This window comes from Serratia sp. JSRIV002, assembly GCF_019968725.1.
Classification (GTDB): Bacteria; Pseudomonadota; Gammaproteobacteria; order Enterobacterales; family Enterobacteriaceae; genus Chania; species Chania fonticola_B.
Map to the genome: position 1 here is coordinate 4,858,651 of NZ_CP074143.1, position 26,699 is coordinate 4,885,349.

24 protein-coding genes are annotated in these 26,699 nt (G+C 57.0%); 1 reads left to right on the top strand and 23 read right to left on the bottom strand.

What is annotated here, in order from left to right; genetic code table 11:
• Window positions 1-21: 21 nt before the first annotated feature.
• From KGP26_RS22830 to tkt, 4 genes are all read right to left on the bottom strand, one after another.
• Entirely contained in the window at window positions 22-1,092 is a 1,071-nt protein-coding gene (locus KGP26_RS22830; protein ID WP_223664648.1) for an ABC transporter ATP-binding protein, read from the bottom strand.
• Window positions 1,085-2,854 (bottom strand): iron ABC transporter permease, encoded by a 1,770-nt coding sequence (locus tag KGP26_RS22835; RefSeq protein ID WP_074029700.1) that lies wholly within the window; start codon window positions 2,852-2,854, stop codon window positions 1,085-1,087. Before KGP26_RS22835 ends, KGP26_RS22830 begins: the two co-directional genes overlap by 8 nt.
• Window positions 2,855-3,316: 462 nt before the next feature.
• A complete protein-coding gene (locus tag KGP26_RS22840; RefSeq protein WP_371824954.1) occupies window positions 3,317-4,381 on the bottom strand; it encodes an ABC transporter substrate-binding protein in 1,065 nt (354 codons plus the stop codon).
• 276 nt (window positions 4,382-4,657) lie between these two features.
• A complete protein-coding gene (tkt, locus tag KGP26_RS22845) occupies window positions 4,658-6,652 on the bottom strand; it encodes a transketolase (protein ID WP_223664650.1) in 1,995 nt (664 codons plus the stop codon).
• A gap of 225 nt (window positions 6,653-6,877) precedes the next feature.
• Here tkt and KGP26_RS22850 point away from each other — a divergent pair, with 225 nt between their 5' ends.
• The gene (locus tag KGP26_RS22850) at window positions 6,878-7,630 is read left to right on the top strand and encodes a M48 family metallopeptidase (protein WP_021179773.1); all 753 of its coding nucleotides are present in this window, start codon (window positions 6,878-6,880) and stop codon (window positions 7,628-7,630) included.
• A gap of 56 nt (window positions 7,631-7,686) precedes the next feature.
• Here the strand turns inward: KGP26_RS22850 and KGP26_RS22855 are convergent, their stop codons facing one another.
• The 19 genes from KGP26_RS22855 to speA form a co-directional block, all read right to left on the bottom strand.
• On the bottom strand, window positions 7,687-9,324 hold the full coding sequence (locus tag KGP26_RS22855; RefSeq protein ID WP_223665685.1) for a thiamine pyrophosphate-binding protein: 1,638 nt from the start codon (window positions 9,322-9,324) through the stop codon (window positions 7,687-7,689).
• A 36-nt stretch (window positions 9,325-9,360) separates the two neighbouring features.
• Window positions 9,361-10,830 (bottom strand): aldehyde dehydrogenase, encoded by a 1,470-nt coding sequence (locus tag KGP26_RS22860; RefSeq protein WP_115159295.1) that lies wholly within the window; start codon window positions 10,828-10,830, stop codon window positions 9,361-9,363.
• A 16-nt stretch (window positions 10,831-10,846) separates the two neighbouring features.
• Window positions 10,847-11,641, bottom strand: coding sequence for an aspartate dehydrogenase (locus tag KGP26_RS22865; RefSeq protein ID WP_021806225.1), 795 nt, complete (start codon window positions 11,639-11,641; stop codon window positions 10,847-10,849).
• A gap of 13 nt (window positions 11,642-11,654) precedes the next feature.
• Complete coding sequence (locus tag KGP26_RS22870; RefSeq protein WP_223500302.1) at window positions 11,655-12,449, bottom strand: SDR family oxidoreductase; 795 nt, start codon at window positions 12,447-12,449, stop codon at window positions 11,655-11,657.
• On the bottom strand, window positions 12,446-13,264 hold the full coding sequence (locus KGP26_RS22875) for an alpha/beta fold hydrolase (RefSeq protein ID WP_179250659.1): 819 nt from the start codon (window positions 13,262-13,264) through the stop codon (window positions 12,446-12,448). The genes KGP26_RS22870 and KGP26_RS22875 overlap by 4 nt, the downstream gene beginning before the upstream one ends.
• Window positions 13,264-13,788: a cupin domain-containing protein gene (locus tag KGP26_RS22880; RefSeq protein ID WP_021806228.1), complete on the bottom strand. Its 525-nt coding sequence runs from the start codon at window positions 13,786-13,788 to the stop codon at window positions 13,264-13,266. The genes KGP26_RS22875 and KGP26_RS22880 overlap by 1 nt, the downstream gene beginning before the upstream one ends.
• A gap of 20 nt (window positions 13,789-13,808) precedes the next feature.
• Complete coding sequence (locus tag KGP26_RS22885) at window positions 13,809-15,071, bottom strand: MFS transporter (RefSeq protein WP_021806229.1); 1,263 nt, start codon at window positions 15,069-15,071, stop codon at window positions 13,809-13,811.
• Between the two features lie 24 nt (window positions 15,072-15,095).
• A complete protein-coding gene (locus KGP26_RS22890) occupies window positions 15,096-16,307 on the bottom strand; it encodes an NAD(P)/FAD-dependent oxidoreductase (RefSeq protein WP_094981465.1) in 1,212 nt (403 codons plus the stop codon).
• Window positions 16,304-17,245 (bottom strand): VOC family protein, encoded by a 942-nt coding sequence (locus KGP26_RS22895; RefSeq protein WP_094981464.1) that lies wholly within the window; start codon window positions 17,243-17,245, stop codon window positions 16,304-16,306. Before KGP26_RS22895 ends, KGP26_RS22890 begins: the two co-directional genes overlap by 4 nt.
• 127 nt (window positions 17,246-17,372) lie before the next feature.
• Window positions 17,373-18,167 (bottom strand): IclR family transcriptional regulator, encoded by a 795-nt coding sequence (locus KGP26_RS22900; protein WP_024528299.1) that lies wholly within the window; start codon window positions 18,165-18,167, stop codon window positions 17,373-17,375.
• Between the two features lie 36 nt (window positions 18,168-18,203).
• Entirely contained in the window at window positions 18,204-18,959 is a 756-nt protein-coding gene (locus KGP26_RS22905) for an SDR family oxidoreductase (protein WP_059201723.1), read from the bottom strand.
• The gene (locus KGP26_RS22910; RefSeq protein WP_223664651.1) at window positions 18,956-19,999 is read right to left on the bottom strand and encodes an aromatic ring-hydroxylating dioxygenase subunit alpha; all 1,044 of its coding nucleotides are present in this window, start codon (window positions 19,997-19,999) and stop codon (window positions 18,956-18,958) included. The genes KGP26_RS22905 and KGP26_RS22910 overlap by 4 nt, the downstream gene beginning before the upstream one ends.
• A gap of 20 nt (window positions 20,000-20,019) precedes the next feature.
• Window positions 20,020-20,328 carry a recombinase-like helix-turn-helix domain-containing protein gene (locus KGP26_RS22915; RefSeq protein WP_021806235.1) on the bottom strand — a complete coding sequence of 103 codons (309 nt, stop codon included), beginning with the start codon at window positions 20,326-20,328 and terminating at the stop codon, window positions 20,020-20,022.
• A gap of 2 nt (window positions 20,329-20,330) precedes the next feature.
• On the bottom strand, window positions 20,331-20,648 hold the full coding sequence (locus KGP26_RS22920; protein WP_021179759.1) for a non-heme iron oxygenase ferredoxin subunit: 318 nt from the start codon (window positions 20,646-20,648) through the stop codon (window positions 20,331-20,333).
• Window positions 20,649-20,894: 246 nt separating this feature from the next.
• Window positions 20,895-21,767, bottom strand: coding sequence for a 23S rRNA pseudouridine(2604) synthase RluF (rluF, locus tag KGP26_RS22925; RefSeq protein WP_223498320.1), 873 nt, complete (start codon window positions 21,765-21,767; stop codon window positions 20,895-20,897).
• Window positions 21,768-21,878: 111 nt separating this feature from the next.
• Window positions 21,879-22,799, bottom strand: coding sequence for an agmatinase (gene speB, locus KGP26_RS22930; protein ID WP_021179757.1), 921 nt, complete (start codon window positions 22,797-22,799; stop codon window positions 21,879-21,881).
• Between the two features lie 193 nt (window positions 22,800-22,992).
• Window positions 22,993-23,715, bottom strand: coding sequence for a peptide-methionine (S)-S-oxide reductase MsrA (gene msrA, locus KGP26_RS22935; RefSeq protein ID WP_021806237.1), 723 nt, complete (start codon window positions 23,713-23,715; stop codon window positions 22,993-22,995).
• 20 nt (window positions 23,716-23,735) lie between these two features.
• Window positions 23,736-24,236: a peptide-methionine (R)-S-oxide reductase MsrB gene (gene msrB, locus KGP26_RS22940; protein ID WP_223498321.1), complete on the bottom strand. Its 501-nt coding sequence runs from the start codon at window positions 24,234-24,236 to the stop codon at window positions 23,736-23,738.
• A gap of 227 nt (window positions 24,237-24,463) precedes the next feature.
• A complete protein-coding gene (gene speA / locus KGP26_RS22945; RefSeq protein WP_021806238.1) occupies window positions 24,464-26,440 on the bottom strand; it encodes a biosynthetic arginine decarboxylase in 1,977 nt (658 codons plus the stop codon).
• Window positions 26,441-26,699: the final 259 nt, after the last annotated feature.

The following is a 26,699-nucleotide window of genomic DNA, read 5'->3' on the forward strand; positions in this document are numbered from 1 at the left end:
ATGGCAAACCATTTCAGTTAATCAGCCCTTGGGGAAAATCCACAGATGTTCGGCGGGCAGAGACAGCGCACACATCTCCTGGCCACGGCCTTCTGTGCCATAGGCGCGAACCACAAAGTCCTCTGCTACCGTGCGGAACAAATATTCCCAACGATCGCCCAGGTACATGCTGGTCAGCAGGGGTAACGCGATCTGATTGCCTTGCGGATCTTCCCCCAAGCGTACGCGCTCAACGCGGATCACCGCCGTTGCTTCCTGCCCGGTGGTTAACCCAGCCCCGGCCTTGCCCCACAGCGCCCAGTCTTTACCTTCGATCCGCGCGTTGCCTTCACGGATCTCCGTCACCTTGCCAAACAGCCGGTTGTTGCTACCCATAAATTCGGCGGTAAACAGCGTGGCTGGTGAGCCGTACATTTCCTGTGGCGTGCCCTGCTGTTCAATCTTGCCGTTATTGAGCAGCAGGATCCGATCGGAGATCGCCATCGCTTCGTTCTGATCGTGGGTTACCATCAGCGCAGAAAGGCCCAGCTTGATGATCAGCTCACGCAGGAACACCCGTGCTTCCTCGCGCAGCTTGGCGTCCAGGTTAGATAGCGGCTCATCCAGCAAGATCACCGGTGGGTTATAGACCAGCGCACGGCCAATCGCCACGCGCTGCTGCTGACCACCGGAGAGCTGATGGGGATGGCGCTTACCCAACTGCCCCAAACCGAGTTGCTCAAGTACCGCCTGCACACGCTGAGTTATTTCCCCCGCAGGCGTTTTGCGTAATTTCAGCGGATAGGCCACGTTATCAAACACGGTTTTGTGGGGCCATAACGCATAGGATTGAAACACCAGGCCCAGATTGCGTTCTTCCGCCGGGATCTCGCTGCGTGCCGTGCCGTCATAGACGGTATTGTTGCCAATGACGATTTTCCCCTGGGTGGGTTTTTCCAATCCGGCCACCGCGCGCAGCAAGGTGGTTTTGCCACTGCCTGACGGCCCGAGTAGTGAAACTACCTCCCCCCGTTTGAGCTGCATGGAAACGCCCTTCAATACCGGGTTATCGCCGTAGGTCAGGTGCAGGTTATCTACCGAAAGCTCAATCATGGATTTTCACTCCAAATCGCAGGGCAATCCCTAGTCCTAACACGACCAGAAGGATGTTAATAAAAGAAAGCGCGGCGACAATATCGATCGCCCCCGCCGCCCACAGGGAAACCAGCATGGAACCTATAGTTTCCGTACCCGGTGACAGCAGATAGACCCCGGTGGAATATTCACGTTCGAAGATCAGGAACATCAACAACCAGGAACCAATCAGGCCATAGCGGGAGAGCGGGATCGTCACATGGCGCGTGATCTGCCCGCGAGAGGCTCCGGTGCTGCGCGCAGCCTCCTCCAACTCGGGAGCAACCTGCAACAGCGTCGATGAGATCAGCCGCAGGCCATAAGCCATCCATACCACGGTGTAAGCCAGCCAGACGCTGAAGATGGTGCTGCGCAGGGAGCGTAGCCACACCACCAGGTTTTCACGTAACCATTCGGCGATCGGCAGTGCGGAGAGCCAACCGGCTTTTAGCGATTTATCCAGCCACATCGGCAGGAACAAGAACACCCACAGGAAGGCCAGGCCTGCCAGTAAGCCAGGCACGGCTCGCGGCACCAGTACGCTGTAATCCAGAAAACGGGTCACGCCGTCAGGTTTACGGTGCATCGCAATGCCGATAAACAGATAACACACCACCGCCAGCGCACCACCGAACACCCCGATCGCCATCGAGTTGACAATCGCCCGCAGCAGGTTGGGCTGCTGCCAAATGGTGCGGAAGGTGTTGAGCGACAGCTCATCCCAAATGGAAACCCCGACGCCCCAGTTGGAGATAAAGGCACGCAGCACCACGCCCACCAGCGGAACACCGATGGTCACGGTAAGCCACAAGACCACCACGCCACCGGCGACCCAGCGCCATTTACCCAAGGGCAATGCACGGGCCTGTGAGGCTTTTCCCTTGACCGTGACAAAGCGGTTGGCGGTACGCATCAGACGCCGTTGCAGCATCACCAGCGGAATGGTGATGCAGATCAACACCACCGCCACCGCCGCCATCAGATGGTAAGACGGCGTGCCCAGCTTGTTGGTCAGTTGATACAGGTAAGTCGCCAGCACCAGGTTACCTTCCGGATCGCCCAGCACCAGCATCAGCCCAAACACTTCCAGCCCCAGGAAGAACAGCAACACGCTGGCATACAGGATCGACGGGCGTACCATAGGCAAGCTGACGGCAGTCATCACCTGTAGCGGAGAAGCCCCGGCGGTGCGGGCTGCCTCTTCGACATCCGATCCGACGCTGCGCAGTGCCGATGAAATATAGAGATAAGCGTGGGGAACGTGCGTGAGTCCGGCGATCACCACGATGCTGCCCATCGCATAGATATTCCAGGGCACAAAACCCAGCAAGGATTCCGCCCACAGCGAGAAGAAGCCGACCGGCCCGGCGGCCACCACGTAGCCAAAGCCCAACACCATCGGCGAGACGAAGATCGGTACCAGGATCAGCGGTTCAATAAAGCGGCGGCCCGGCAGATCGGTTCTTACCATCAAGAACGCCAGCACACCGCCTAACGGAATGGAGATGACCACCAGACCAAATGCCAGAATAAACCCACTTTTCAGCGCTTTGTAGAAATCCGGGTCGGTAAAGATAAAGCGGAATGCCTCAAGGCTGAACACCTTGGAAGGCGAGAAAAACGGCGCGGAAAGGAAGCTTTGGATCACGATAAACGACAGTGGTACGTAGATAACCAGCGCGGTTATCAGCACCACCAAGCCGCGCGGCAGACTCTGCCACTTGTTGCGCAATGCTTTCATAGACTGTCCCGATGGTGATATCCCCTGCATCCTGAGATGCACCGGGGTAGAATTCCCTGTTTAAGCAATACAGGCTTCATGCTGAAGGAGAACACAGGAGAGTGTGCTGTGCATTTCCCCTCACCCTAACCCTCTCCCACAGGGAGAGGGGACTGAATGTGCCACAACTCAATCACGGCACCCGCCCCAAGCATTAATCCTGGTACAGATTAACTTCTCTCCCACATGGAGAGGGGACTGAATATGCCACAACTTAATCACGGCACCCGCCCAAGCATTAATCCTGTTACAGATTAACTTCTCTCCCGCATGGAGAGGGGATTGAATGTGCCACAACTCAATCACGGCACCCACCCCAAGCATTAACCCTGTCACAGATTAACTTCTGCACCTGACCCACAACTCCGTACTAGCCCCCTCTCCCTGTGGGAGAGGGTTGGGGTGAGGGGCCACCTCCCATCATCACTTCGCAGCGGCGGTACGCCACTGTTTGATGTAGTCCAGGCGTTTGGCTGGTTCCAGATATTCCAGCAGGCTTTCGTCCACCGGGATCGGTTTCAACGCCTTGCCCAACATCTGCGTCATACCATCGATGTCGTTCTTGCCTTCAATATCGTTACGAATAGAGGGGATATCCGCCTGGTTGGCCAGGATGTTCTGCCCTTGCTCAGACAGCACGTAGTTCACCCACAGTTTGGCCGCATTGCTGTTGGCCGCTTCCTGGCTGATAAAGGTCACGCGTGACAACACCAGCGTGTAGTCTTTGGGATACGAGATCCCGAGTGAAGGGTCGGTTTTGGCTCGCGCCTCGGCATAGGACCCCAGGATATTAAAGCCAATCAGGTTTTCGCCTGAGGAAACCCTTTCCATCATGGTGCCAGTGGAAGACTGCACGGCCAACCCGCCCTTGGCGATATCGGCCAAGGTAGCGAAGTAGTTTGGATCGGCCTTGAAGTCTTGCACCGAGAGCATGAAGCCCAGGCCCGACTTCTCGATGTCATAGGTGGTGACTTTCTTTTTGAATTTATCCGGCTGGCTGGCAATCAGCTTGGCCAGTGCAGCATGGGAGTCCGGCACCTCACTCTGCGGGATCAGGCGCTTGTTGTAGATAAACACCACCGGCTCATAAGTTGTGCCATAGGCCTTATCTTTCCACACGGCCCACTTAGGCAATTGCCCCTGCTCTGGCGAGGCATATTCCAACGCATAGTCGGTGGCCAGCTTCAGCGCGGTATCCATCGAGGAACTCCACACCACGTCACCACTGGTGCCCCCAGCCGCCTGCTCGCTGATATAGCGGTTATACAGCTCGGTGCTGTTCATATCGTTGTATTCGACTTTGATACCAGGATACAGCGCTTCAAACCCCTGGATCAGTGGCCCTGCGGCTTTGGTATCCGTAGTGGAATACACCACTACCTTGCCTTCTTTTTTCGCCGCATCGACAATCTTTTGATAATCGACCGGGTAGCCTGCCGGGAACTGCGCGAAGGCCGGAGCAGAGATCAAGACGGCCGCCGTCGCCATGGATACGCCAATTTTAAAAAACATATCATTAACTCCTGGTTACATTTATAAAACCAAAAATTAACATATAGCGAATGGCGGTGGTTAAGCAACGCCGTTAATTCGCTATGTTGCTGTTTTGTGATGGTGGGCGATTTTTGGACAGCAACAGCCATGTTTATCCAATCATTAAGGATTTCTTAATGTTGTCTAGGCTGAGGAGAGAGAAAGGTGAGTGGCCGGGGAGCAAAAAATAAGGGGCGAATATTCGCCCCTCGCACAGTTGAAGCTCAGTCGTTATTTCAACAGTGCGTTAGCCTTGGCTACCACATTGTCGACGGTGAAGCCGAACTCTTTGAACAACAGCTCTGCCGGAGCAGACTCACCGAAGGTGGTCATGCCCACGATAGCGCCGTTCAGGCCAACATACTTGTACCAGTAATCCGCGATACCCGCTTCCACTGCTACGCGAGCGGAAACTGCCGCTGGCAGCACAGATTCACGGTAGGCCGCGTCCTGCTTGTCGAAGGCGTCGGTAGACGGCATGGAGACCACGCGCACTTTACGCCCTTCGGCGGTCAGCTTGTCAGCAGCTTCAACGGTGATGCCCACTTCAGAACCGGTGGCAATCAGGATCACGTCCGGAGTACCTGCGCAGTCTTTCAGCACATAACCACCGCGATAAACGTTCGCCAACTGCTCGGCGGTACGTGGCTGCTGGGTCAGGTTCTGACGGGAGAACACCAGCGTGGTCGGGCCATCATTGCGCTCGATGCCGTACTGCCAGGCAACAGCCGACTCGACCTGGTCACAAGGGCGCCAGGTGCTCATGTTCGGGGTCACGCGCAGGCTGGCCAACTGCTCAACCGGCTGGTGCGTCGGGCCATCTTCACCCAGACCGATAGAATCGTGGGTGTAGACGAACACGTTGCGGATTTTCATCAGCGCAGCCATACGCACCGCGTTACGGGCGTATTCCACGAACATCAGGAAGGTTGCAGAGTACGGCAGGAAACCACCGTGCAGCGCGATACCGTTGGTGATGGCGGTCATGCCGAATTCGCGCACGCCATAATGGATGTAGTTACCTGCCAGATCGTCACCCAGAGACTTGGAGCCAGACCACATGGTCAGGTTGCTTGGTGCCAGGTCCGCAGAACCACCGAGGAATTCAGGCAGCAGTTTGCCGAAGGCTTCCAGTGAGTTCTGTGATGCCTTACGGCTGGCGATGTTGGCTGGGTTAGCCTGCAACTGCTCAACGAATTTCTTCGCTTCCACTTTCCAGTTGGCTGGCAGTTCACCGCTGGTGCGGCGTTTGAACTCTGCGGCCAGTTCCGGGAAGGCTTTGGTATAAGCGCCCAGTTTCTCGTTCCAGGCGGCTTCTTTAGCCTTACCAGCTTCTTTGGCATCCCACTGGGCATAAATGTCCTGCGGGATTTCGAAGGCGGCGTATTTCCAGCCCAGAGCTTCACGGGTAGCCGCAACTTCGGCTGCACCCAGTGGTGCACCGTGGGAATCATGGGTGCCCGCTTTGTGTGGTGAACCGAAGCCAATCACGGTTTTGCACATCAGCAGGGAAGGTTTGTCGGTGACCTTATGGGCTTCTTCGATCGCGGCTTTGATAGAGTCGCTGTTGTGGCCGTCAACGCCACGCACCACGTGCCAGCCATAGGCTTCGAAACGCTTGGCGGTATCGTCGGTGAACCAGCCTTCAACGTGGCCGTCGATGGAGATACCGTTGTCATCATAGAACGCCGTCAGTTTACCCAGCTTCATGGTACCCGCCAGGGAACAGACTTCGTGAGAGATGCCTTCCATCATGCAACCATCGCCCATAAAGGCATAGGTGTGGTGGTCAACAATCTCGTGGCCCGGGCGGTTGAACTGCGCGGCCAGCGTACGTTCGGCAATGGCGAAACCGATCGCGTTGGCGATCCCCTGGCCCAGTGGGCCGGTGGTGGTTTCTACGCCTGGGGTATAACCATATTCTGGGTGACCCGGAGTTTTGGAATGCAGCTGACGGAAGTTTTCCAGCTCGCTCATCGGCAGATCGTAGCCGGTGAGGTGCAACAGGCTATAAATCAGCATGGAGCCATGGCCGTTGGACAGCACGAAGCGGTCACGGTCAGCCCAGTGCGGGTTGGTAGGGTTGTGGTTCAGGTAGTCACGCCACAGGACTTCGGCGATATCAGCCATGCCCATAGGGGCGCCCGGGTGGCCGGAATTTGCTTTTTGAACGGCGTCCATACTGAGTGCGCGGATGGCGTTGGCAAGCTCTTTACGAGAGGACATGTTTTACTCCAGGTCGGATTAAAAAAGCGATCAAGATTTCTATTTTCTCAGACTCGGCATTGAAACAGCAATCCCTAATACCGAATGAGAGCGAGTTCATCACTAATGCGCACGTTCGGGACACATTTCGGAATATAGCTATTTCGGCCAAGCCTGCCGTACACTAGGCTATGCGCAGAATAATGGCAGCAGATCCCCCCTTAACTATCACAGGACGATAGAACGATGAAAATCCGTACTTCTTTGATTGCACTGAGCATTACTGCTTTATTGAGCGGCTGTCAAAACCTTAATACCGATACCCTACTACAATCCGGCGCCCAGGCCTACCAGGCGGCGACGCTGAGCGATAGCGACGTCAAGGCACTCAGTGATAAATCCTGTGCAGAGATGGATAGCAAGGAGCAAATCGCGCCAGCAAGCAGCGACTATACCAAGCGCCTGAACAAGATTGCCGCCGCGTTGGGGGATAACATCAACGGTACCCCTGCAAACTACAAGGTTTACGTGACCAAAGACGTCAATGCCTGGGCGATGGCCAACGGCTGTATCCGCGTCTACAGCGGCCTGATGGACATGATGGATGATAACGAAGTCGAAGGCGTACTGGGCCATGAAATGGGCCACGTTGCGCTGGGCCACACTCGTAAAGCCATGCAGGTCGCTTATGGGACAGTGGCATTACGTACCGCAGCATCTTCAGCTGGCGGCGTAGCAGCCTCACTGTCTCAGTCGCAGTTGGCCGATCTGGGCGAAAAACTGGTCAATGCCCAGTTCTCACAAAAACAGGAAAGTGAAGCGGATGATTACTCGTTCGATCTGCTGAAGAAACGCGGCATCAATCCAGAAGGTCTGGCTACCAGTTTCGATAAACTGGCGAAATTAGACGGTGGTCATGAAAGCAGCATGTTTGACAGCCACCCAACTTCCGAAGCCCGTGCCAAGCACATTCGCGATCGCATCGCCGCTGGTAAGTAACGCTATGTTCCCTCTCTTGGGAGTACACCTCTGGAGAGAGGGAACCGAGTAAGCAATCAGTACAGCTTCTGCGGTGGGCCAGCGAAGGTCAACGGCCCAACGCTTTTCATATCAACCTCTACCACCGATGGCCCAGGGTAATTAATCGCCTCCGCCAGCACGCCGCCAAACTGCGCAGCATCGCTTACTTTCCAGGCTTTCAGCCCCATCGCCTCTGCTACCTGGCAGAACGCCGGAGTATGCAATTCGTTATAATACTGGCGTCCAGAGAAATACTTGTCCTGAATGCCACGCATCACGCCATAACCGCCGTCGTTCATGATCAGCAAGGTGATATTGGCCTGTTCCTGCGCCATGGTTGCCAGTTCCCCCAGGCCCAGCGCCAAACCGCCGTCCCCGACCAAGCCAACTACCTTACGCTGCGGGTTGGCAATGGCCGTGCCGATCGCCATCGGTAACCCCATGCCGATCGCTCCTGCCAGCGAGTGAATATTGCATAAAGGCGAGATGGCCCGGAACAGGCGGCTACCCCATACACTGCCAGAAACGGTGATATCACGTACCAGCAGGCCATCCTGCGGCAGCGCGGCGGCGATGGCATCGTTCAGTTTGGCATATTCACCAGACTGCTGGCGCAGCGCCGTTTCGGCCAACTCAACCGCGCGGCCAATCTCGGCATCCCACTCGGCATTCACCTTCTCGCCGGGGGCCAGGCGTGCTGCCAGCGCACTCAGTAAGGCGGAACAGTCGCCATAAACCTGTTCATCCGCCAGATAATTGCGGTTCGCTGCTGCCGGATCGATATCAATCTGTACCAGCGGACGCGGCAGAGGGAGTGACCAGGTACGAGTTTCGTTACTCCGCAGGCGGGAACCGGCCACCAGCGTCAAATCACACTGCGTCAGGATCGCCTCAACGCTTGGTGAGTTGTGGAAGGCCCGCAGGCTGCGCGGATGGCTATCCGGTAAAATCCCACGCCCATGGGTGCTGGAGATCACTACCACACCGGCATCCGCCAACTGTTTCACCGCCTCACGACAGGCCAGCGCACCACCACCAACCCACAGCAATGGACGTTTGGCGCGTTTTACTAGCTGATAAAGACGCTCAACCGCAGCTTCATCCGCAGCAGGCAGAGCAGGAGGCGGTACCACCTTCCCTACCAGGCTGGCGGGGACCAGGCTGTTCTGAATATCGATCGGGATCTCTACCGCCACCGGGCCACAAGGCACAGTCTGCGCATCCAGAATGGCGCGCTGGATCACCGCGACCGCCTGCTCCGGCGAGTTCACCCGGTAAGCCTGTTTAGAACAGGCGCGCAGGAAGCCTAGTTGATCCTTGGTTTCATGGATAAACCCGGCATCCGCATCCAGGTAGGCTTTCTCTACCTGCCCGGTGATATGCAACAGCGGCGTATTGGCATTCAGCGCTTCAATCATCGCACCGACGGCGTTACCCGCTCCGGCACCGGTACTTGTCAGCGCCACCCCCAAGCCAGAAAAGCGCCCGTGGGCATCGGCCATGGTTACAGCACCTGCCTCACCGCGCGCCGGTACAAAACGGATCGCGCCACGCTGCCCAACGGCATCGGCAATCGGCAGATTGTGGATCGAGATGATGCCGTACATTGCCGCCACCTCGTACTGTTCCAACGTTCGGGCTATCGCCTCACCAACCGTAATTTTTTCGCTCATCATCTGCCTTCTTATTGTCTTTGATCGTAGGGTACGTCAGTCGCTCCAGCGGTTAGGCTGATTGCTGAGGGAGAGATACAAACTCTTTTGCTGCATATAGGCCTGGATGCCATGCAGGCCCTTTTCGCGCCCCAGGCCGCTTTGTTTAAAGCCACCAAACGGTGTGGAAATCGAGAATGTCTTGTAGGTATTGATCCAGACGGTGCCGGTTTCCAGCTGTTCTGCCAGCGCCATCGAGCGGGCAAAATCACGGCTCCAGATCCCGGCAGCCAGGCCATAGATCGAGTCGTTGGCCTGTTCGATCAGCTGCTGTTCATCATCAAACGGCATCACCACCAGCACCGGGCCAAAGATCTCTTCCTGGCAGGTGCGGGCACTGTTACTCAGCCCTTCAATAATGGTCGGCAGGTAATAGCTGCCCTGGGCCAACTGCGGATCGGCAGGAACTTCACCACCAATGAGCACCCGGCCCCCTTCCTGCTGGGCCAAGGCCACGTAATCCGCCACGCTCTGGCGATGCTTGTCGCTGATCAGCGGGCCGAGGTGCACACCGGCTTGCAGCGGGTTACCAATACGCAGTCCGGCGGTCAGCTCGCATAAACGGGTCAACAGCGGCTGATACAGCGAGCGGTGCACAAACAGCCGTGAACCGGCGATACACGCCTGCCCGGCCGAGCTGAAAATGCCATAACAAATACCACGCGCCGCCTGTTCCAGATCCGCATCTTCCAGCACGATGGTGGGCGACTTGCCCCCCAACTCTAACGATGTAGGGATCAGTTTTTCTGCGGCAATATGCGCCAAATGACGGCCAGTGGAGGTCCCGCCGGTGAAGGAGATCTTTTTCACCAACGGATGGCGAGCCAAGGCTTCACCAATCACCGAGCCCTTGCCCGGCAATACGCTGAGCAAGCCAGCAGGCAAGCCTGCCTGTTCAAACAGTTCGGCCAGTTTCAGCGCCATTAACGGCGTAGCCTCTGCCGGTTTCAGTACCACCGCATTCCCTGCCGCCAGCGCCGGAGCCACCTTCTGCATTTCACTGGCAATCGGTGAGTTCCACGGCGTGATCGCCGCTACCACGCCCAGCGGCTGATACTGGCTTAGCGTCATCGCTTCACGGTTACGTTGGGTGGGAAGCTCCCCCTCCAACACCTCGCAGGCGGCAGCAAAATAGCGAGCCGTGGCTGCCGCACTCATGACCAGACCACGGGTTTCCGCCAACGGTTTGCCATTGTCACGGGTTTGCAACTGCGCCAGGGCTTCCACTTGTTCAGTAATCAAATCGCTGACGCGATGCAGGATCGCCGCGCGCTGATGCGGCACCAATCCACGCCAGCTCGGCTCGCGCCAGGCTTTTTCTGCCGCCGCAACCGCCTCATTCACATCCTCGACATTGGCCGCTCGCAGGCGAGCATTCACGCTGCCATCCGCCGGGAAAACCGAACTCATCTCTTCGCCGCGCCCTTCGCACCAGCGGCCGGCAAGAAAAATCTTTAACGTTTCCATGCTTTGCTCCTGCCATTCAGGCAATAAAACCGCCGTCCACCAAACTGCGGCAGGCTTGTACCGCACTCAGCGCCGCCAGCGTTGACGTTTTCGGGTTGCTGGCCAGCGGGGTGCCGCACAGCTCAATCTGGAACTCGCCAAACTGACCACACACCTGTAAGCGGTGAGTATTACGTTGAGTATGCGGATCTACCTGTAAGCGTACCCGCGTGGCGTCCATCCCCAAGCCATGCAGCGCAATAGTGGCCGCTACGTTGGCGTTGGCCGGGAACAGGCTTGCGGCTTCACGTGCCGATCCTTCAAAGAACACCTGCGCTTCGCTGACGGCATCCAGATTAATCAGCTTTTCCGCCGGGCTGCCGCGCCAACTGGCCGGGCTTTTGCTGGACTGGTAGGTCACGCTGTCCAACCCGCCTTCTCGCGCCGAAGCCAGACCATCCATACCCGCCACCGCCCCAGACAGCACGATCAGCCGCCCGTGGTAGCGTGAGCAGGCCTGCTGCAAACGCAGTTGCAATGCGGCATCGGCCAGGGCGCCAGTAGAGATCACCGCCAGCCGCCAGCCACGCTTAACGATAGCCTCACCAAACTCGGCGACCGCCTGCTGGCTGGCACACTCCAGCACCAAATCTGGTTGCTCGGTACACTGGTCAGGATGGGCCAGCGCCTGCACCTGTCCGGCAAACGCTGCGTCGATCTCGGCATGATGCGTTTCCCGTGCCACGATCCAACCGACAGCCACGCCCTCCGGCAGGCGCGCCAGCACCTCTTTTGCCATCGCGCCATAGCCAATCATCATGATCTTCTTCATCTTTTCAGTCCCGTCAGAGATGGCGATTGAAACCGCCGGAAACGTCCAGCGCCGCACCGGTGGTAAATGAGGCCAGGGGGGAGGCTAAAAACAGCAGCGCCCGTGCCGGTTCCTGCGGTTTACCCAAACGCCCCATTGGGATGCCACGCCGCTCGGCAATCGCCGCCGTCCACTGTTCCCAGCTTTGTTGTTGATCCTGGCGTTCGGCAAAGCGCCGCCGCCATTGGCCCGACTCCACCATGCCTAGCAGGATGGAATTGACGCGAACCCCTTTGCTCACCAGCTCTTTCGATAAGGTCAGCGTCATGTTGAGCAACGCGGCACGGGCTGCCGAGGTGGCAATCATGTGCTCTTCCGGCTGTAGAGCCAGCAGTGAGTTAACGCAGGTAATGGAGGCGATATCCGAGCGCTCCAACGCCGGTAAAAAGGCCTGCACCGGGTTGATCACCCCGAACAGTTTCAGCTCTGCCTCATGCAACCAGGCTTCGCGCGGTGTCTGATCGAAATGTGCCACAAACCCCTGCCCGGCGTTGTTGATTAACATATCCACTGCGCCAAAATGCGTGCTGACCTGCTCGGCAAACTTGGTAACCTGCTCGGCGTCGAGCACGTCGCAGCGTAACGCCAGGATCTCCGCCTGCGGGAACTCTTCACGCAGGCTGGCCTCGGCGCTGGCCAGTTTGTCCTGATTGCGGCCACAGAAAGCGACTTTCGCTCCTTCGGCCAGCAACAGACGCAGCGTTTCAAAACCGATCCCCGAGGATCCTCCGGTGACCACCGCCACTCGCCGTTCAATCTGAAAATTCATGGTTGGATTGCCCCCGTAAAGTCCTGCAAATAGCGGTTAAACCGCGCTGGCGCATCGAGATAGCTGGCATGCCCCGCTGCATCAATCAGACGCATTGTCGCATCATGCTGTTGCGCCAACGTTGCGGCCCCCTGCGGTGGCGTGATGCGATCGACACTGCCACACCACACCTGTAACGGGCCGCGATAGCGCAACAGGTAGCGGTTGATATCGTCATTGGCCAGCATCCAGGCGGCGCTGAGAAAACCGGCCGGATCAAGTTGCTGCATACCGCTGCGTACCCAGGCAATATCCTGTGGTTGCGCATCGTCACGCAGCAATGCTGCCGCACGCTGTTCACCGTAGCCCTGTGGGCCAAGCGTTTCGATCATCTGTTTGCGTTGGCCAAACACCTGCTGGCGTTTTTCCAGCGGCGCAGTGGCATAACCCTGAGCCGGGTCGGCCAGTACCAGTCCACTCAACCCATCCGGGTTGGCAGCGGCAAAGGCACTGCCGATCAACGCACCGAGCGAATGCCCCACGATCAGCGGCTGTTGCAACTGCAACTCGGCGATCAGCTCCACCAGCGCGTTGGCATAAGCGGCAGCATCTGGCTGTGCCTGTGCCAGCGCTGCGCTACCGCCATAACCCGGAGCATCCCAAGCAATCAGGCGGTGGCCGTCGGTCAGGGCGCGATCGCTGAACTGCTTCACCCACGAAGCAGAACCGGAACTGATGCCATGCAGCAGCACTACTGCCCGACCATGCCCGGCTTCACGCCAACTTAGCCGCTGGCCTCCACAATCCGCCTGCTGGCGTTCCGGTAAGCCGTTCATCAGTTGCGCTTCACTTTCGACAACGGATGATCGGCCGGGTAAGTCGGGGTTTCCGGCTTCGCAGTACCGAGCATCACGCACATCAGCGCTTCCTCTTCGCCGTGATTGAACAGGCCACGATAAACTCCCGCCGGGACAGAAATCAGATCGCGCTCTTTCAGGATGGTTTCGTAATACTCTTCGCCGTCCTGGATCATCAGCGTGATTTTGCCCTTGAGCATAAAGAACACTTCTTCAACGTCGTCATGCAGGTGCAATGGCCCTTCACATTTCGACGGCAGCACCATGGTGGAGAAGGTAAAGTTCCCCGCCGGAATGGTGTTGGTGTCGCTGACGACGCCGGTGGCACCGGTGCCGATATAGCGCATCTGCGCACGGCGGTACTTCGGATCGTAATCGGCCTGGAACTTCAGCGCGTTCCAGTCATATTTACGGCCTTCAAAACGGGCGATACGCGATTCCACCCAGTTTTCCATCGTCAGATCCTGCGGCTTGATGCCGGCTTTATTCTCAACCTGGGACATGTTGTCTCTCCTTCGTTGCATCAATACTTATTCAGTAACGGCAGCAGAATGGCGCAGCCGACAAAGGCCATCACCACCAGGAACAGCAAACCGTTATCCATATTGCCGGTGGCGGCGATCAGAGCCCCCATCAGCACCGGTGCCAATGCGCCGGCAAAATTACCCAATCCGTTAAACACCCCACCAGCGGTAGCGCTCACCCGGCTGCTGGTGGCCTTGGCCAACAGCGCGAAGATGTTTGGCGCGCCGGCTCCCCACATAAAGGTGCTGAAGGACATGGCGGCGATCACGCTGTAGGTGCCCTGCATATACAGAACGACACCCAAACCGATCCCGGCACCGCATAGCGAGATGAAACAGGCCAACGCGCGGCGATCCATCTTGTCCGACAGCCAGGCCCCCACCACCTCGCCAAGCAACATGGCAATAAACGGCAGTGACGACAGGTATCCGGCGTGCTCCAGATGAATGCCTTTGCCTTCGATCAGATAGCTCGGCAGCCAGCCGTTCATGCCCCACAGGTAGGTGAGAAACGCGATGTTAAACAGGCAAATCATCCAAAAATGCGGGGTGCTGAACAGTTCGCGGCGCAGCTGCTTACGCTCGGCAACGGCCGGTTTACTGGTGGTGCTGGCCGCCGGACGTGCCACGTTAAGGTGACGCATACCAAACAGCACCAGCAACATCACCGGCACGGTCAGAAACGCCATAAAGAAGAAGGTGGTTTCCCAGTTAAAGCGGCTGAGAATGAACAGCGTGACCGGGAAGCCCAGTGCTGCGCCAATCGGGGTTCCCAACAGCCACAGCATGGTGGCTCGCGCCTGGAGACGTTGCGGAAAAGCCTGGCGCACGATGGCATAGGCCATTGGCAACAGCGGCCCTTCGGCGATGCCCAGCAGGATACGCAGCGTCATCATGGTGTGATAAGAGCGCGTCATCCCCATCAGCACCATCAGTACGCCCCAGGTCACCATCATGCCAATCAGCACCTTGACCGGATTGAGCCGATCGCCAATGCCGCTCAACAGCATCGAAGAGAAGCCGTAGGAGAACAAAAAGGCGCTCATCAGCAGCCCGAGCCGGGTGGGATCAAAGCCGATGCCCATCGCCTGCTGAAACTCGTGGTCAGAAAACAGCGCGGCAATGCTGATCTTGTCGAAAAACGCCAGCAATACGCAGGCAAACAGGGCTGCCGGCACCGACCAACGCACGCTGGTTGGTGAATTTTCGGCAACAGCATCCCCCACCCGACCGCTGCGGGCGTCAATATCTTGCGTAGTCATAAAACGCTCCCTTTGGGTCGGGCGTTATTTCAACGCCATCAGAGAAAATTCCACATCCGCCAGTTGCTGCGGATCCAGTACCCGGCCGCTGGCCAGCCAGCGTTTACCCAGCTTGATGGTGCGCGCGTCGTTAAACGCCACCAGTTGCACCAGTTGCCGATCGGCATTCAGGGTGAAGAACAGTTGTGACTGCGGCGTACGGCGCACTATCTGGTGAACGCCGCCGGTAGGGACGCCCAGGATTTGGATATTGGCGTCGTATTGATCCGACCACAGCCAGGCAACATCATCGTAAGGTGCGGCAAACGCATCCAACATCGCGCAAGCGGTGCTGATCGCCTGATTCTGTGCGTAGGCCCAGGATTGCAGACACAGGCCGAGAGTGGGATGGCGCGCAACATCGCCTGCAGCAAAAATGGCCGGGTGGCTGGTACGCCCTTGCCCATCTACGACGATCCCGCCCTCAAGCTTCAGCCCGGCGCTGTGGGCCAGTTCCAGATTCAGTTCAACGCCAATGCCAACGACCACCAGGTCGAAGGACTGCGCAGCACTGCTGGCGCAGCCAATCCAGGCTTCACCCTCGCGATCTTCAAGCGTGATTTCGCCGCAGTCGCAATGCACGGTGACGCCTTGCTGTTGATGCAGTTCCAACAATGCCTGGGAAACGCTAGCCCCTACGCTACGCATACACAGCGCGGGTTGGCGCTCAAACACCGTCACGTCAACACCCAGCTTGCGGGCAGAGGCGGCAATCTCCAGCCCGATCCAGCCACCACCCACAATCGCCAGCTTTTGGCATTGCTGTAGGCCCTGGCGCAGGCGTGCCGCATCATCCCAGGAACGCAGTGTCATCACTCGCGGGTGCTTGGCCCAGTTGGCATCCGGCAGGCGTGGTCGGCCACCGGTGGCGATCAGCAGCTGATCGAACTGCAGCTGGCTGCCGTCGCTAAGCGTGACGATTTGCTGCTGCCCGTCGATGGCTTCGGCACGTAGCGGACGGTGCCAATCGATATTCATCCCGGCCACCACCTCCTCACTAAACAGGCGGCTGAGTGGCGCATTGCCATCCAACAGCGCCGCCTTGGAGAGCGGTGGGCGTTCGTAAAAATCATAAGGCTCGTCACTGATCACCGACAGCCTGCCGCTATAACCGCGATCGCGCAGCGTTTTCGCTGCCCAACCACCGGCCTGGCCGCCGCCGATAATGACAATGCCTGCACGGGTTGGTTGACTCATACCGCCCCCGGCTTCTTATGTTGGCGGCGGGTATCGTGATCGATACCGCCTTCGACCGCCCATTCGGTAAACGACACCAGCGAATGCTCCAGCTCACGCGGCTGCCAGTTTTCCGTCAGGTAGTCATCATTGGTGTAATACTCAAAGGCACCGCCGGTCGGGCTGTTGACGTACCAAAAATAAGCCGAGGAGATCGGGTGGCGGCCTGGGCCTATAAAGGTGCTCCACTGCTCTTTATTCATCGCGATGCCGCCGCCGATCACTTCATGGATATCGCGTACGGTGAAGGCGACATGGTTCAGGCCCCGTGGGCGGTTAGGCAGTTTCAGCAGGAACAGGTTGTGATGGCCACCGCGTGCCTGGGTGCGCAGGAAGACGGCGCGATCGATATAGCGGTCGGAAACCTGGAAACCGAGCAGATCGCAGTAGAAGCGTTCGGTAGCAGCCAAATCCTCAACGAAGAACACTACGTGGCCAATATTGACCGGCTCGGCTTTGGCATAAACCGGGCTAGGCTGGTCAATGCGGCGTACATCGCCCCATTGGTTGATCGGCGAAACGGGCAGCGCCACCGGTTGCTGCGCAGTAACGGCAAAACGCAGCGTCATACCGTTGGGATCGCGGCATTCCAACTCTTCGCCGACGTGGCGAAAGCCAGGCATCTGCGCCAACAGGGGTTGCAACGCAGCCAGCGCCGCAGGGCTTTCAACTGCCCAGGTCATACGGCGCAAGGTCGAACCTGCCTCAAACGCGGCCGGTAAGACCTCGCTGTCTTGCGGATACAGCACCACGCTAGCCCCGCTCAACGTGGTAAATTCACGGCGCGGTTCGCCCCAATGCTGTAGCGTCGGTTGCAGACCGAAGTCCTGCATAAACTTTTCGCACGTTGGCAGATCTTCAACGCCAAATTCCAGCTTTTCGATTCCGGTTATGCTCATTATTGTGCCTCACGTTCTCGCTGAATGCGTTTTTCAGGCATGATCGATCCCGGCCCATGAAGCTCATGAGTCTTATCCCTGCCTGAGTGATTGGTAATGGGCGAAAAACTCCGCCCAGACAACATAGTTAGCCGACGTTAGCCTGCGGTGGCGCGCCCAACAGGCCGGAAATTTTCACCGCCGCGTCCCGGACTTCCATGCGCAACCGCTCGCGATCCGCCTTCGGGATCTCATCGGACGGCACCATAATGCTGACCACCGCCTCCACCCGCTGCTCGCGGTTAAAAATCGGATAGACGATCGAGGAAATGCCGTGGCGGTAGAAGGATTCGCCAATCACATAGCCACGAGCCTTATCCTGCTGCACCATCTGCCACAGCGCTTCGCGATTGGCCGGTGTCCCCGGAGCCGCATCGGGCAAGGCGTCATGTGGGTATAGACGTTCAAACTCTTCCCGGCTGGTGCTGGTCAGCAGCATACGGCCAAGCGAGGTGCGGTGCGCTGGTAAACGGGTACCGACGCTGACCTGATTGATCTGCGAGCCAGCCGCGCTGACGCGGGCGATATAGATCACGTCATGCCCATCGCGGATCGCCAGATGGCTGCTGCATTGGCTGCGATCGCGCAGCTGCTCGATTACCGGTTGGCCAGCCTGGGCCACGTCCAACGAGGCGATATATTCAAAGCCCAGACGCAGCACTTTGATCCCCAACGCAAAGGTGTTGGTGCGCGGATTGCGCTCCAAAAAGCCCAGATGCTCCAGCGTTTGCACCACGCGGTAGGCGGTTGCCTTTGGCATATCGACCAGGCGATGTAATTCTGCAAAGGTCATTTCCTTATGCTGCTCGCCGAAGGCCAGCAGCAGTTGTAACCCGCGATCCAGCCCCGGGATCAGATATTTACACGCTTGATCGTCTGCCATGTGCTGCTCCTAAATGTTTGCCTGTCCGTCAGGCGGTCAGTTAAACACGAAACCACCGTTGACCGGTATCAGTTGGCCGGTGACAAAATCCGCCAGCGGCGACAGCAGATAGAGCACGCTACCGGTAACATCGTCCGGATGCTGTGCGCCTGCCAGTGCTCTGCCTTGCTCGTAAAGCTGATGCCGTTCGGCAGGGACATATTCGGTGGCTTCAACGCGCGTCAGGCCCGGTGCAATGGCGTTGACGCAGATGCCCTGCGGCCCCAGCTCGCGCGCCATGGAGCGGGTCATCGAGATGATCGCCCCTTTGCTCGCCACATAGGCCATCAGTTTCGGCGCGCCCCACAAGGCGGTATCCGAGGCAACATTGACGATTTTGGCATGCGGCGTTTGGGCCAATAATGGCACCGCCGCCTGGCTCACCAACCAGGTCCCCCGCACGTTGACCTGCATGACCTTGTCCCACAGTTCAATGTCGTATTCCATCATGGTTTTGCCACCGACACCGGTTGCCATCGCAGCGTTGTTCACCAGCCCATCGATCGCGCCGCCCTTGGCAATCGCACTGAACGCCGCAGTGATGGATTGCGGTGAAGCCAGATCGATAACCTGAGCTTCAACCTGTGCCCCCTGCTCACGCAGGCTGGCGGCGCTGTCCTGCAACTCTTCCGCCAGGATATCGCACATCACCACGCTGGCCCCGGCCTGAGCCACCGCAGCGGCAAAGCTGCGCCCCAGCCCACGCGCCGCTCCGGTGACTACGATACGCTTTCCTGCCAGCAAGCCGCTCACTGTGCCGCCTCCAGCTCGCTGAGCGTTGCCAGCTGCTTTTGTGCCTCTTTCTGCATCATACGGCGCAGGCGGGAGAGGCCCACGTCATGCTGATACAGGTATTCACGACCGCGCGCGTTCGGTGCCATGTTCTCCAGCACGATGCGATCCTGCTCCAGTACGTCCCAGTGCAGTTCTTCCAGACGGTTGCGGTACATAAAACGCCATGCGTCACGCTGCCAGTCTTTCACTTTGCGGATACGCCAGAAGAATACCCGGCAGTGATCTTTATCTTCCGGCACCACCATGCCGATGATCCAGAAGTGGCCGCCCGGCCCAAAACGCTTTTTGTAAGGGATCGACAGGCGCATCCAATAGGCACCGCTGCTGCCAAATTCGACCCAGTCAAAGTTCACGCCAATCTGGCCGTTCTTTTTAAAGATGAAACCGCTGTCGGTAGGTTCCAACGCCATATCCGCCTTGCGATCCCCTTCCGCCATCGAATGTGATGAAGAGTGCAGGTAGGTGCCATGCATCGGATCCATCACGTTTTCCAATGCGTATTGATAGTTACAGTCCCAGTTGGCGGTACACAGGAAGTGACTGTAATTGGCCTCATCCGCCAGTTCCTGCGGGAAGCTCAGTTCGGCAGGCTGTTCGTCGGCGGTGACGCCGAAATACAGGAACACCGCACCGTAAGCCTCTTTCGCCGGGTAGGATTTCAGGCATTTTTGCCCTACCAGCGGGCAGCGGTCTACCGCTGGCACATCTTTAACCTCGCCATCGCCACCCACTTCAACGCCGTGATACCAGCAGGCAATGCGATCGCCAAGGTTCCAGCCCATCGACAGGCGAGCGCCACGATGCGGGCAACGATCTTCCAGTGCGTGGATCGCCCCTTGTTTATCGCGCCACACCACAATCTGTTGTTCAAGACGGGTGATGCCCACCGGGTTGTTACCCACTTCCCAACTGGCCAATACCGGGTACCACATACCGCGCAGGCCCTGATCCAGATAGTCTTGTACCGTCTGCGCGGAGGATGCTGTGTTTGCTGTCATTGTCCTTCTCCCTGTGCGGCTCAGAAACCGTTGACGTGTAGGAATTCGCGGAACGTGGCTTCATTCCATGGCTGACCACTGCGATCGAACAGGCGACGCTGATTGAGCGCACTGACGATCTGCTCCAGTTCCTCCGCCCCTTGCTCGAAGATCTCTTCCAGCGCGGCTACCAGCGCGGTTTCAAACCCGTCTGGCACGCGCGCCCGGGTTTGCCAGATCACATTCTGAAACTGGCCGGGTTGGTGGATTTGGCCGTTGCCGCCCTCACGCGCCGGGATCACCTGTTGGGTATCCGGCAGCCAAGGGTTGAAATCGGTAATGTGCTGCATGCTTATTCCTCCGCGATAAAGGTGATTTGGATTTGATTGTCGATCACCCGGGTAGGGTAGGTTTGCAGATCACGGCCACCGGGTTCGCGCAGGCATTGGCCGCTACGCACATCGAACACCGCTTCGTGCAGTGGACACTCCACTTTTCCGTCATCGACAAACCCTTGGCTGAGCAAGGCATAGGCATGCGGACAGACGTCTTCCAGCGCGTAATATTGACCGTCGATCAAATAGACGCCGACCTCTTTTCCCTCAATATTGGCGGAGAAAGGAAAATCTTCTTTAACTTGAGACACTTCGCACACGTTCTTCCAGCTCATTGCTTCTGTCCTCTATCTGATTGTTTCATATATGAAACTCAGTTTCTTATTTAATACAGTCACTATAGATATGGCGAATCTTTCGTCAAGCCAGCAAAGGGAAGAATGTTAATGATTGGTTATTTTAAAGTTACAACTGCGGAGTGGATCACGAAAAAATGCACTGGGGGTGAAAACAAAGCAAAACGGCCCCAGTCATCAAGACTGAGGCCGTTTAATCCGTAGTGATTGGCAGAAAACGCCGACTTAGCGCCCTTTCTTCTTGCGCCCTGGCTGAGCAAAACGCTTACGCGCCGGTGCGTGACTGCCCGCTTTATCCGCAGTTTTCTGCCCGCCGCTCACCGGTTTTTTTACCGCAGGCTTGGGCTTGGCCGCTTTCTTGGTCGGTTTGGCCTCTGAGGACGAGTCCTCGATCAACTTAAACAACTCAACCAGTTCGTCGTCCGTCAGATCGCGCCATTCCCCTAACGGCAGCCCAGACAGACCCACGTTCATGATGCGGGTGCGCTCCAGCTTGGTCACCTCATATCCAAAATGTTCACACATGCGGCGGATCTGGCGGTTAAGCCCCTGCACCAGCACGATACGGAATACAAAGGGGGCTTCTTTCTTCACCTTGCATTTCTTGGTCACCGTGCCCAGCATCGGCACTCCGGCACCCAAACCACGGATAAAATCGTCGGTCACCGGTTTGTTAACCGTGACCAGATATTCTTTCTCGTGGTCGTTACCGGCGCGCAGGATCTTGTTCACCAGATCGCCATGGTTGGTGAGGAAGATCAGTCCCTGTGAATCTTTATCCAAGCGTCCAATCGGGAAGACACGGGTGCTGTGGTTGACGAAATCGACAATATTGTCTTTCTCACCGTCTTCGGTGGTACTGACGATCCCCACCGGCTTGTTCAACGCAATAAAAATCAGGTTGTCTTCATTACGGGGTTCAATCAGCTGCCCGTTAACCTTGACCACGTCACCAGCGAATACCCGATCGCCGAGCGCCACGCGCTTACCGTTGATAAAAACATTGCCCTGTTCGATGTAACGATCGGCATCGCGACGAGAGCAGATACCGCTCTCGCTAATATATTTGTTGAGGCGTATAGATGGTTTAGTCAGCACGGTTCCTCCGTAAACGCGAAATACACTTTATCTTCACGGCAATATTTTCATGATGGGGTGTGGGAGATTCGGGGCGCAGCATACAGCGCCCCTCCCCATCCAGCAATCTGACTATGCCTGCTTTTTGGACGCTTGTAGATACAACATTTCCAGGCCCAGCGTTGCCGCTGCCAGTGCGGTGATCTCAGACTGGTCGTAAGCCGGAGCCACTTCTACCACATCCATGCCGACAATGTTCAGCGATTGCATACCACGCACCAGTTTCAGGGCGCGATCGGAGGTCAGGCCGCCGATCACCGGGGTGCCGGTGCCAGGTGCGAAAGCCGGATCCAGGCAGTCGATATCGAAGGTCAGATAAACCGGCATATCGCCAACGATCTGTTTGATCTGCGCCAGCAGATCGTCCACGCCACGATCGTTAACCTGTGCAGCATCCAGTACGGTGAAACCGTTGTCACGATCGAACTCGGTACGGATACCGATCTGCACCGAATGATTGGGATCGATCAGGCCTTCGTTCGGCGCATGGAAGAACATGGTGCCGTGGTCAAACTTGCTGCCGTTGGCATAGGTATCGGTATGGGCATCGAAATGCACCAGCGCCATTTTGCCAAAATGCTTGGCATGCGCGCGCAGCAGCGGCAGCGTAACAAAGTGGTCACCGCCGAAAGAGAGCATGCGCTTGCCGGCTGCCAGCAGTTTTTCTGCGTGCGCCTGCAGCTTGTCGCTCATATCCTGGGCATCACCAAAGTTGAATACCACGTCACCACAATCGACCACGTTCAGACGATCGCGCAGATCAAAGTTCCACGGCCAGCGCGCCCCTTCCCATGCCAGATTGGTAGAAACCTGACGGATCGCCGCAGGGCCATGACGCCCACCGGCTCGGCCGGAGGTAGCCATATCAAAAGGAACACCGGTGATCACCCACTCTGCATCGCTATCGTAAGGCATAAAATTCAGCGGAAAGCGCAGGAAACCAAAGGCGTTGGACACTAAGGAATTATCGGGCTGATGGCCTAAGGTACTCATATTTACCCTCATTTTTCAACGGTTCGCCCGTAGCCGGACGCTTGGGCGGTAGCAAAAAAAAATCCCTCCCGCGTCGTTAGCCCGACGAGAAAGGGATTTATTCGATGTCTGTTTCAATGGGTAGATTATCGCCGCAATTGGTTCACTCTTCAAGGTACTCGTCATTACCAAGTATAGAAGAGACAACCTGTCATCAGTTAACCAATAGCGGCTCTGTGCGATATTGCACCGGGAACAGCCGTTGTAACTGTTTTATCTTCGGTAAATCATTCACCACGATATAGGGCTGATCCGGGTTAAGGGTGAGATAGTTTTGGTGGTAAGCCTCGGCAGGATAAAAATGACCATTGTCCTCAATGCGGGTCACCAGTGGTTTGGCAAAGCGCTTGCTGGCATCCAGCTGTGCAATATAAGCCTTGGCAACCTGCTGTTGTGACGCCGTCAGTGGGAAAACGGCTGAGCGATATTGCGTGCCACTGTCCGGCCCTTGGCGATCGAGCTCGGTTGGGTTATGTGCTACCGAAAAATAGATTTGCAGCAGTTGGCCATAGGTAATCTGCTGTGGATCAAAGGTGACCTGCACCGACTCTGCATGGCCGGTATCCCCTCCACTGACGGCCTCATAATTAGCCGTTTGTGCCGCACCTCCGGTATAACCGGATATGGCATTGGTCACGCCTTTAACATGTTGGAACACCCCTTGTACGCCCCAGAAACAACCACCGGCAAAGATCGCGGTTTCCGAGCGCGATGTCGTCGGCGCTTCGTCTATTACCGGCGCAGGGATCGCTACCGCCGCCTCGGCATCACCAAGTGGCCAAGCCACGCTCTGCAAACAGAATCCGGCGGCAACCACTATCGCGCCCCATATGCCGTATTTACCTAGCGATGGTAGCGTTTTGTCTACGTTTCTCATGTTATTCCTCACTATTCTGGTTAGGCAGAGCTTGGCGTGAACCGCATGGCGATGCCATTCATGCAGTAGCGCAAACCGGTGGGTTGCGGGCCATCATCAAATACGTGCCCCAAATGCCCACCACAGCGGCTGCAATGCACCTCTTCGCGGACCATGCCCAGCGTTCGATCCTTACGCGTCGCCACCGCCTGTTCGAGGGGTTGCCAGAAACTGGGCCAGCCGGTGTGGCTGTCAAACTTGGTGTGGGAAGAAAACAGCGCCTGCTGGCAACCCGCACAGGCAAACTGCCCCTCGCGATGCTCATCGTTAAGCGAGCTGCTGTAAGGGGGCTCTGTGCCTTCCTCGCGCAAAACCGCATATTGGCTGGCAGAGAGCCGTTGCCGCCATTGCTCTGCGGTATAGTTGACGGCAAACGTCTCCGCCATCGCCGAACGAGAAAAAAGGGCAGGCAGCACGCCCACGGCATAGGCCACAGAGAGTGCCCCGCCGCCCAGAATAAAATACCGTCTGTTGATCATCATCGTTACCTCTGGTGCTATTCACCGACAATGACAAACTACAGAGAAAGTCGTGACCAAATCCTCACGGAGAGTTCACAAATTTGTGATAACTGGGAACGCTGCATTAATACGTTGAAAGTTTAAATGGAATTTCTAATTTGGCGGGGTAAGGGCTAAGAGGGAAAAATGAAGGAGCGCAGCCTCTGCCGCGCCCCTGGATAGGAAGTATGTCAGCCTATCGGCATAACTTACTCATCTTCGAGATAAGTATAGCCATACAGACCAGCCTCGAACTCTTCGACAAATTGCGCCTGCAACTCCGCGTCAAGATCGGTTTCTTTCACCTGATCGCGGAATTTAGCCAGCAGCGCGATCGGATCGAGCTGCACGTATTCCAGCATGTCGGCTACGCTATCGCCTTCATCAGACAGCTCGGTTTCTACGCTGCCATCAGGGAACACAAACACATCCACCGACGCCGTATCGCCAAACAGGTTGTGCATATTGCCCAGGATTTCCTGATAGGCACCAACCATAAAGAACCCCAGCAAAGGCGGGTTTTCCGGATCGTACGGCGGCATCGGCATGGTAGTGGCTACGCCGTCACCATCAATATAGTGATCGATGGTGCCATCGGAGTCACAGGTGATATCCAGCAATACCGCACGGCCTTCCGGCGGCTTGTCCAAGCCTTCCAACGGCAAGACCGGGAACAGCTGGTCGATACCCCAGGCATCCGGCATCGACTGGAACAGTGAGAAGTTGACGTAGAACTTGTCCGCCATCCGCTCCTGCAATTCATCAATGATTGGCCGGTGCGCGCGATTGCTCGGATCGAGCTGCTGCTGGATCTTGTTACAGATATTCAGATACAGCTGCTCGGCATAGGCACGCTTGGTCAGATCCAACATGCCATGGGCATACTGGGTATGCACATCGTGCAGATCCATCTGGCTATCGTGCAACCATTCACGCAGCGAACGACGGTTTTCCGGCTCGTTCATTTCCTGCCAGGTTTCCCACATGCTTTCCAGAGCGCGCGGCGCATCTTCGACCGGAGGAACCGGCTCACAGAATTCGTTGCGCTCAACGCCAATAACGTTGGAAACCAGCACGGTATGGTGGGCAGTTACGGCACGGCCAGACTCAGTGATCACCGTTGGATGCGGCAGGCCATGCTCATTACAGGCATCACCGATCCCCCAAATCACGTTGTTGGCATATTCATTCAGGCCATAGTTGACCGAACAGTCGGACTGCGAACGGGTGCCTTCATAATCCACACCCAGGCCGCCACCTACGTCGAAACATTGAATGTTTACGCCCAGCTTATGCAGCTCGACATAGAAACGCGCAGACTCACGTACGCCAGTGGCGATATCGCGAATATTGGCCAACTGAGAACCAAGGTGGAAATGCAGCAATTGCAGGCTATCCAGGCGGCCCGCTTCACGCAGGGTCTCCACCAGCTTCAATACCTGAATGGCGGCCAGACCGAACTTGGATTTCTCGCCACCGCTCGACTGCCATTTACCTGCCCCTTGTGAGGCCAGGCGGGCACGCACGCCCAGGCGTGGTACGACATTCAGGCGCTCAGCTTCTTCCAGCACCATCTGGATTTCCGACATCTTCTCGATCACCAGGTACACTTTGTGCCCCAGCTTTTCACCGATCAGCGCCAGACGAACATATTCACGGTCTTTGTAGCCATTACAGACGATCACCGAGCGGGTCATACCGGCGTGGGCCAGTACCGCCATCAGTTCCGCCTTGGAACCGGCTTCCAGCCCCAGTGGTTCACCGGAGTTGACCAGTGATTCAATCACGCGACGGTGCTGGTTAACCTTGATCGGGTAAACCAGGAAGTAGCCACCTTCATAGCCGAAGGATTCACGCGCACGTTTGAACGCGGCGTTAATGGAACGCAGGCGATGCTGCAAGATCTGCGGGAAGCAGAACAGGGCTGGCAGGCGCTGTCCATCTTTTTGGCGCTCTTTCACCAACTCGGCGAGATCGACGCGCGCATGCGGGACGTCTGGGTCCGGGCACACGCTGATGTGGCCCAGCTCATTGACGTCAAAGTAATTGTTGCCCCAGTAGGCGACGTTATAAGTGCGCAGCATCTTGCTGGCATTACGATCATTCATGGCAACCTCCTGCATGGAGCGTAAAGATAAATTATCACCCGCTACTGACGGGCGTTGGATCGGCATATCTTCAGACATTACTCGCCTCACCTTGCATACTGACGATATAGTCAGCCACTATCGCAGCTACAACCCGCGAGAACAACCCGGAAACACCCCATTTTAGCAGTGAATTCACCTGCCGTTCGTGGTCAGCGATCGGTTTATACCCAATAGATTTATTGTAAGACACCCTGTTCAAACCTCGTGAATCGGGTAAAGAATCATCCCACAGTTGGCTGCAGGCTACCCTTGTTCAGTGCTTCAGACAGCCGTTAACCGGCCCGAGAATCCTGAG

Bases quoted from the DNA above. Each gene is read 5' to 3' on its own strand.
- KGP26_RS22830 (WP_223664648.1), bottom strand. From the start codon at position 1,092: ATGATTGAGCTTTCGGTAGATAACCTGCACCTGACCTACGGCGATAAC.
- KGP26_RS22835 (WP_074029700.1), bottom strand. From the start codon at position 2,854: ATGAAAGCATTGCGCAACAAGTGGCAGAGTCTGCCGCGCGGCTTGGTG.
- KGP26_RS22840 (WP_371824954.1), bottom strand. From the start codon at position 4,381: ATGGCGACGGCGGCCGTCTTGATCTCTGCTCCGGCCTTCGCGCAGTTC.
- tkt (WP_223664650.1), bottom strand. From the start codon at position 6,652: ATGTCCTCTCGTAAAGAGCTTGCCAACGCCATCCGCGCACTCAGTATG.
- KGP26_RS22850 (WP_021179773.1), top strand. From the start codon at position 6,878: ATGAAAATCCGTACTTCTTTGATTGCACTGAGCATTACTGCTTTATTG.
- KGP26_RS22855 (WP_223665685.1), bottom strand. From the start codon at position 9,324: ATGAGCGAAAAAATTACGGTTGGTGAGGCGATAGCCCGAACGTTGGAA.
- KGP26_RS22860 (WP_115159295.1), bottom strand. From the start codon at position 10,830: ATGGAAACGTTAAAGATTTTTCTTGCCGGCCGCTGGTGCGAAGGGCGC.
- KGP26_RS22865 (WP_021806225.1), bottom strand. From the start codon at position 11,641: ATGAAGAAGATCATGATGATTGGCTATGGCGCGATGGCAAAAGAGGTG.
- KGP26_RS22870 (WP_223500302.1), bottom strand. From the start codon at position 12,449: ATGAATTTTCAGATTGAACGGCGAGTGGCGGTGGTCACCGGAGGATCC.
- KGP26_RS22875 (WP_179250659.1), bottom strand. From the start codon at position 13,264: ATGAACGGCTTACCGGAACGCCAGCAGGCGGATTGTGGAGGCCAGCGG.
- KGP26_RS22880 (WP_021806228.1), bottom strand. From the start codon at position 13,788: ATGTCCCAGGTTGAGAATAAAGCCGGCATCAAGCCGCAGGATCTGACG.
- KGP26_RS22885 (WP_021806229.1), bottom strand. From the start codon at position 15,071: ATGACTACGCAAGATATTGACGCCCGCAGCGGTCGGGTGGGGGATGCT.
- KGP26_RS22890 (WP_094981465.1), bottom strand. From the start codon at position 16,307: ATGAGTCAACCAACCCGTGCAGGCATTGTCATTATCGGCGGCGGCCAG.
- KGP26_RS22895 (WP_094981464.1), bottom strand. From the start codon at position 17,245: ATGAGCATAACCGGAATCGAAAAGCTGGAATTTGGCGTTGAAGATCTG.
- KGP26_RS22900 (WP_024528299.1), bottom strand. From the start codon at position 18,167: ATGGCAGACGATCAAGCGTGTAAATATCTGATCCCGGGGCTGGATCGC.
- KGP26_RS22910 (WP_223664651.1), bottom strand. From the start codon at position 19,999: ATGACAGCAAACACAGCATCCTCCGCGCAGACGGTACAAGACTATCTG.
- KGP26_RS22915 (WP_021806235.1), bottom strand. From the start codon at position 20,328: ATGCAGCACATTACCGATTTCAACCCTTGGCTGCCGGATACCCAACAG.
- KGP26_RS22920 (WP_021179759.1), bottom strand. From the start codon at position 20,648: ATGAGCTGGAAGAACGTGTGCGAAGTGTCTCAAGTTAAAGAAGATTTT.
- speB (WP_021179757.1), bottom strand. From the start codon at position 22,799: ATGAGTACCTTAGGCCATCAGCCCGATAATTCCTTAGTGTCCAACGCC.
- msrA (WP_021806237.1), bottom strand. From the start codon at position 23,715: ATGAGAAACGTAGACAAAACGCTACCATCGCTAGGTAAATACGGCATA.
- msrB (WP_223498321.1), bottom strand. From the start codon at position 24,236: ATGATGATCAACAGACGGTATTTTATTCTGGGCGGCGGGGCACTCTCT.
- speA (WP_021806238.1), bottom strand. From the start codon at position 26,440: ATGTCTGAAGATATGCCGATCCAACGCCCGTCAGTAGCGGGTGATAAT.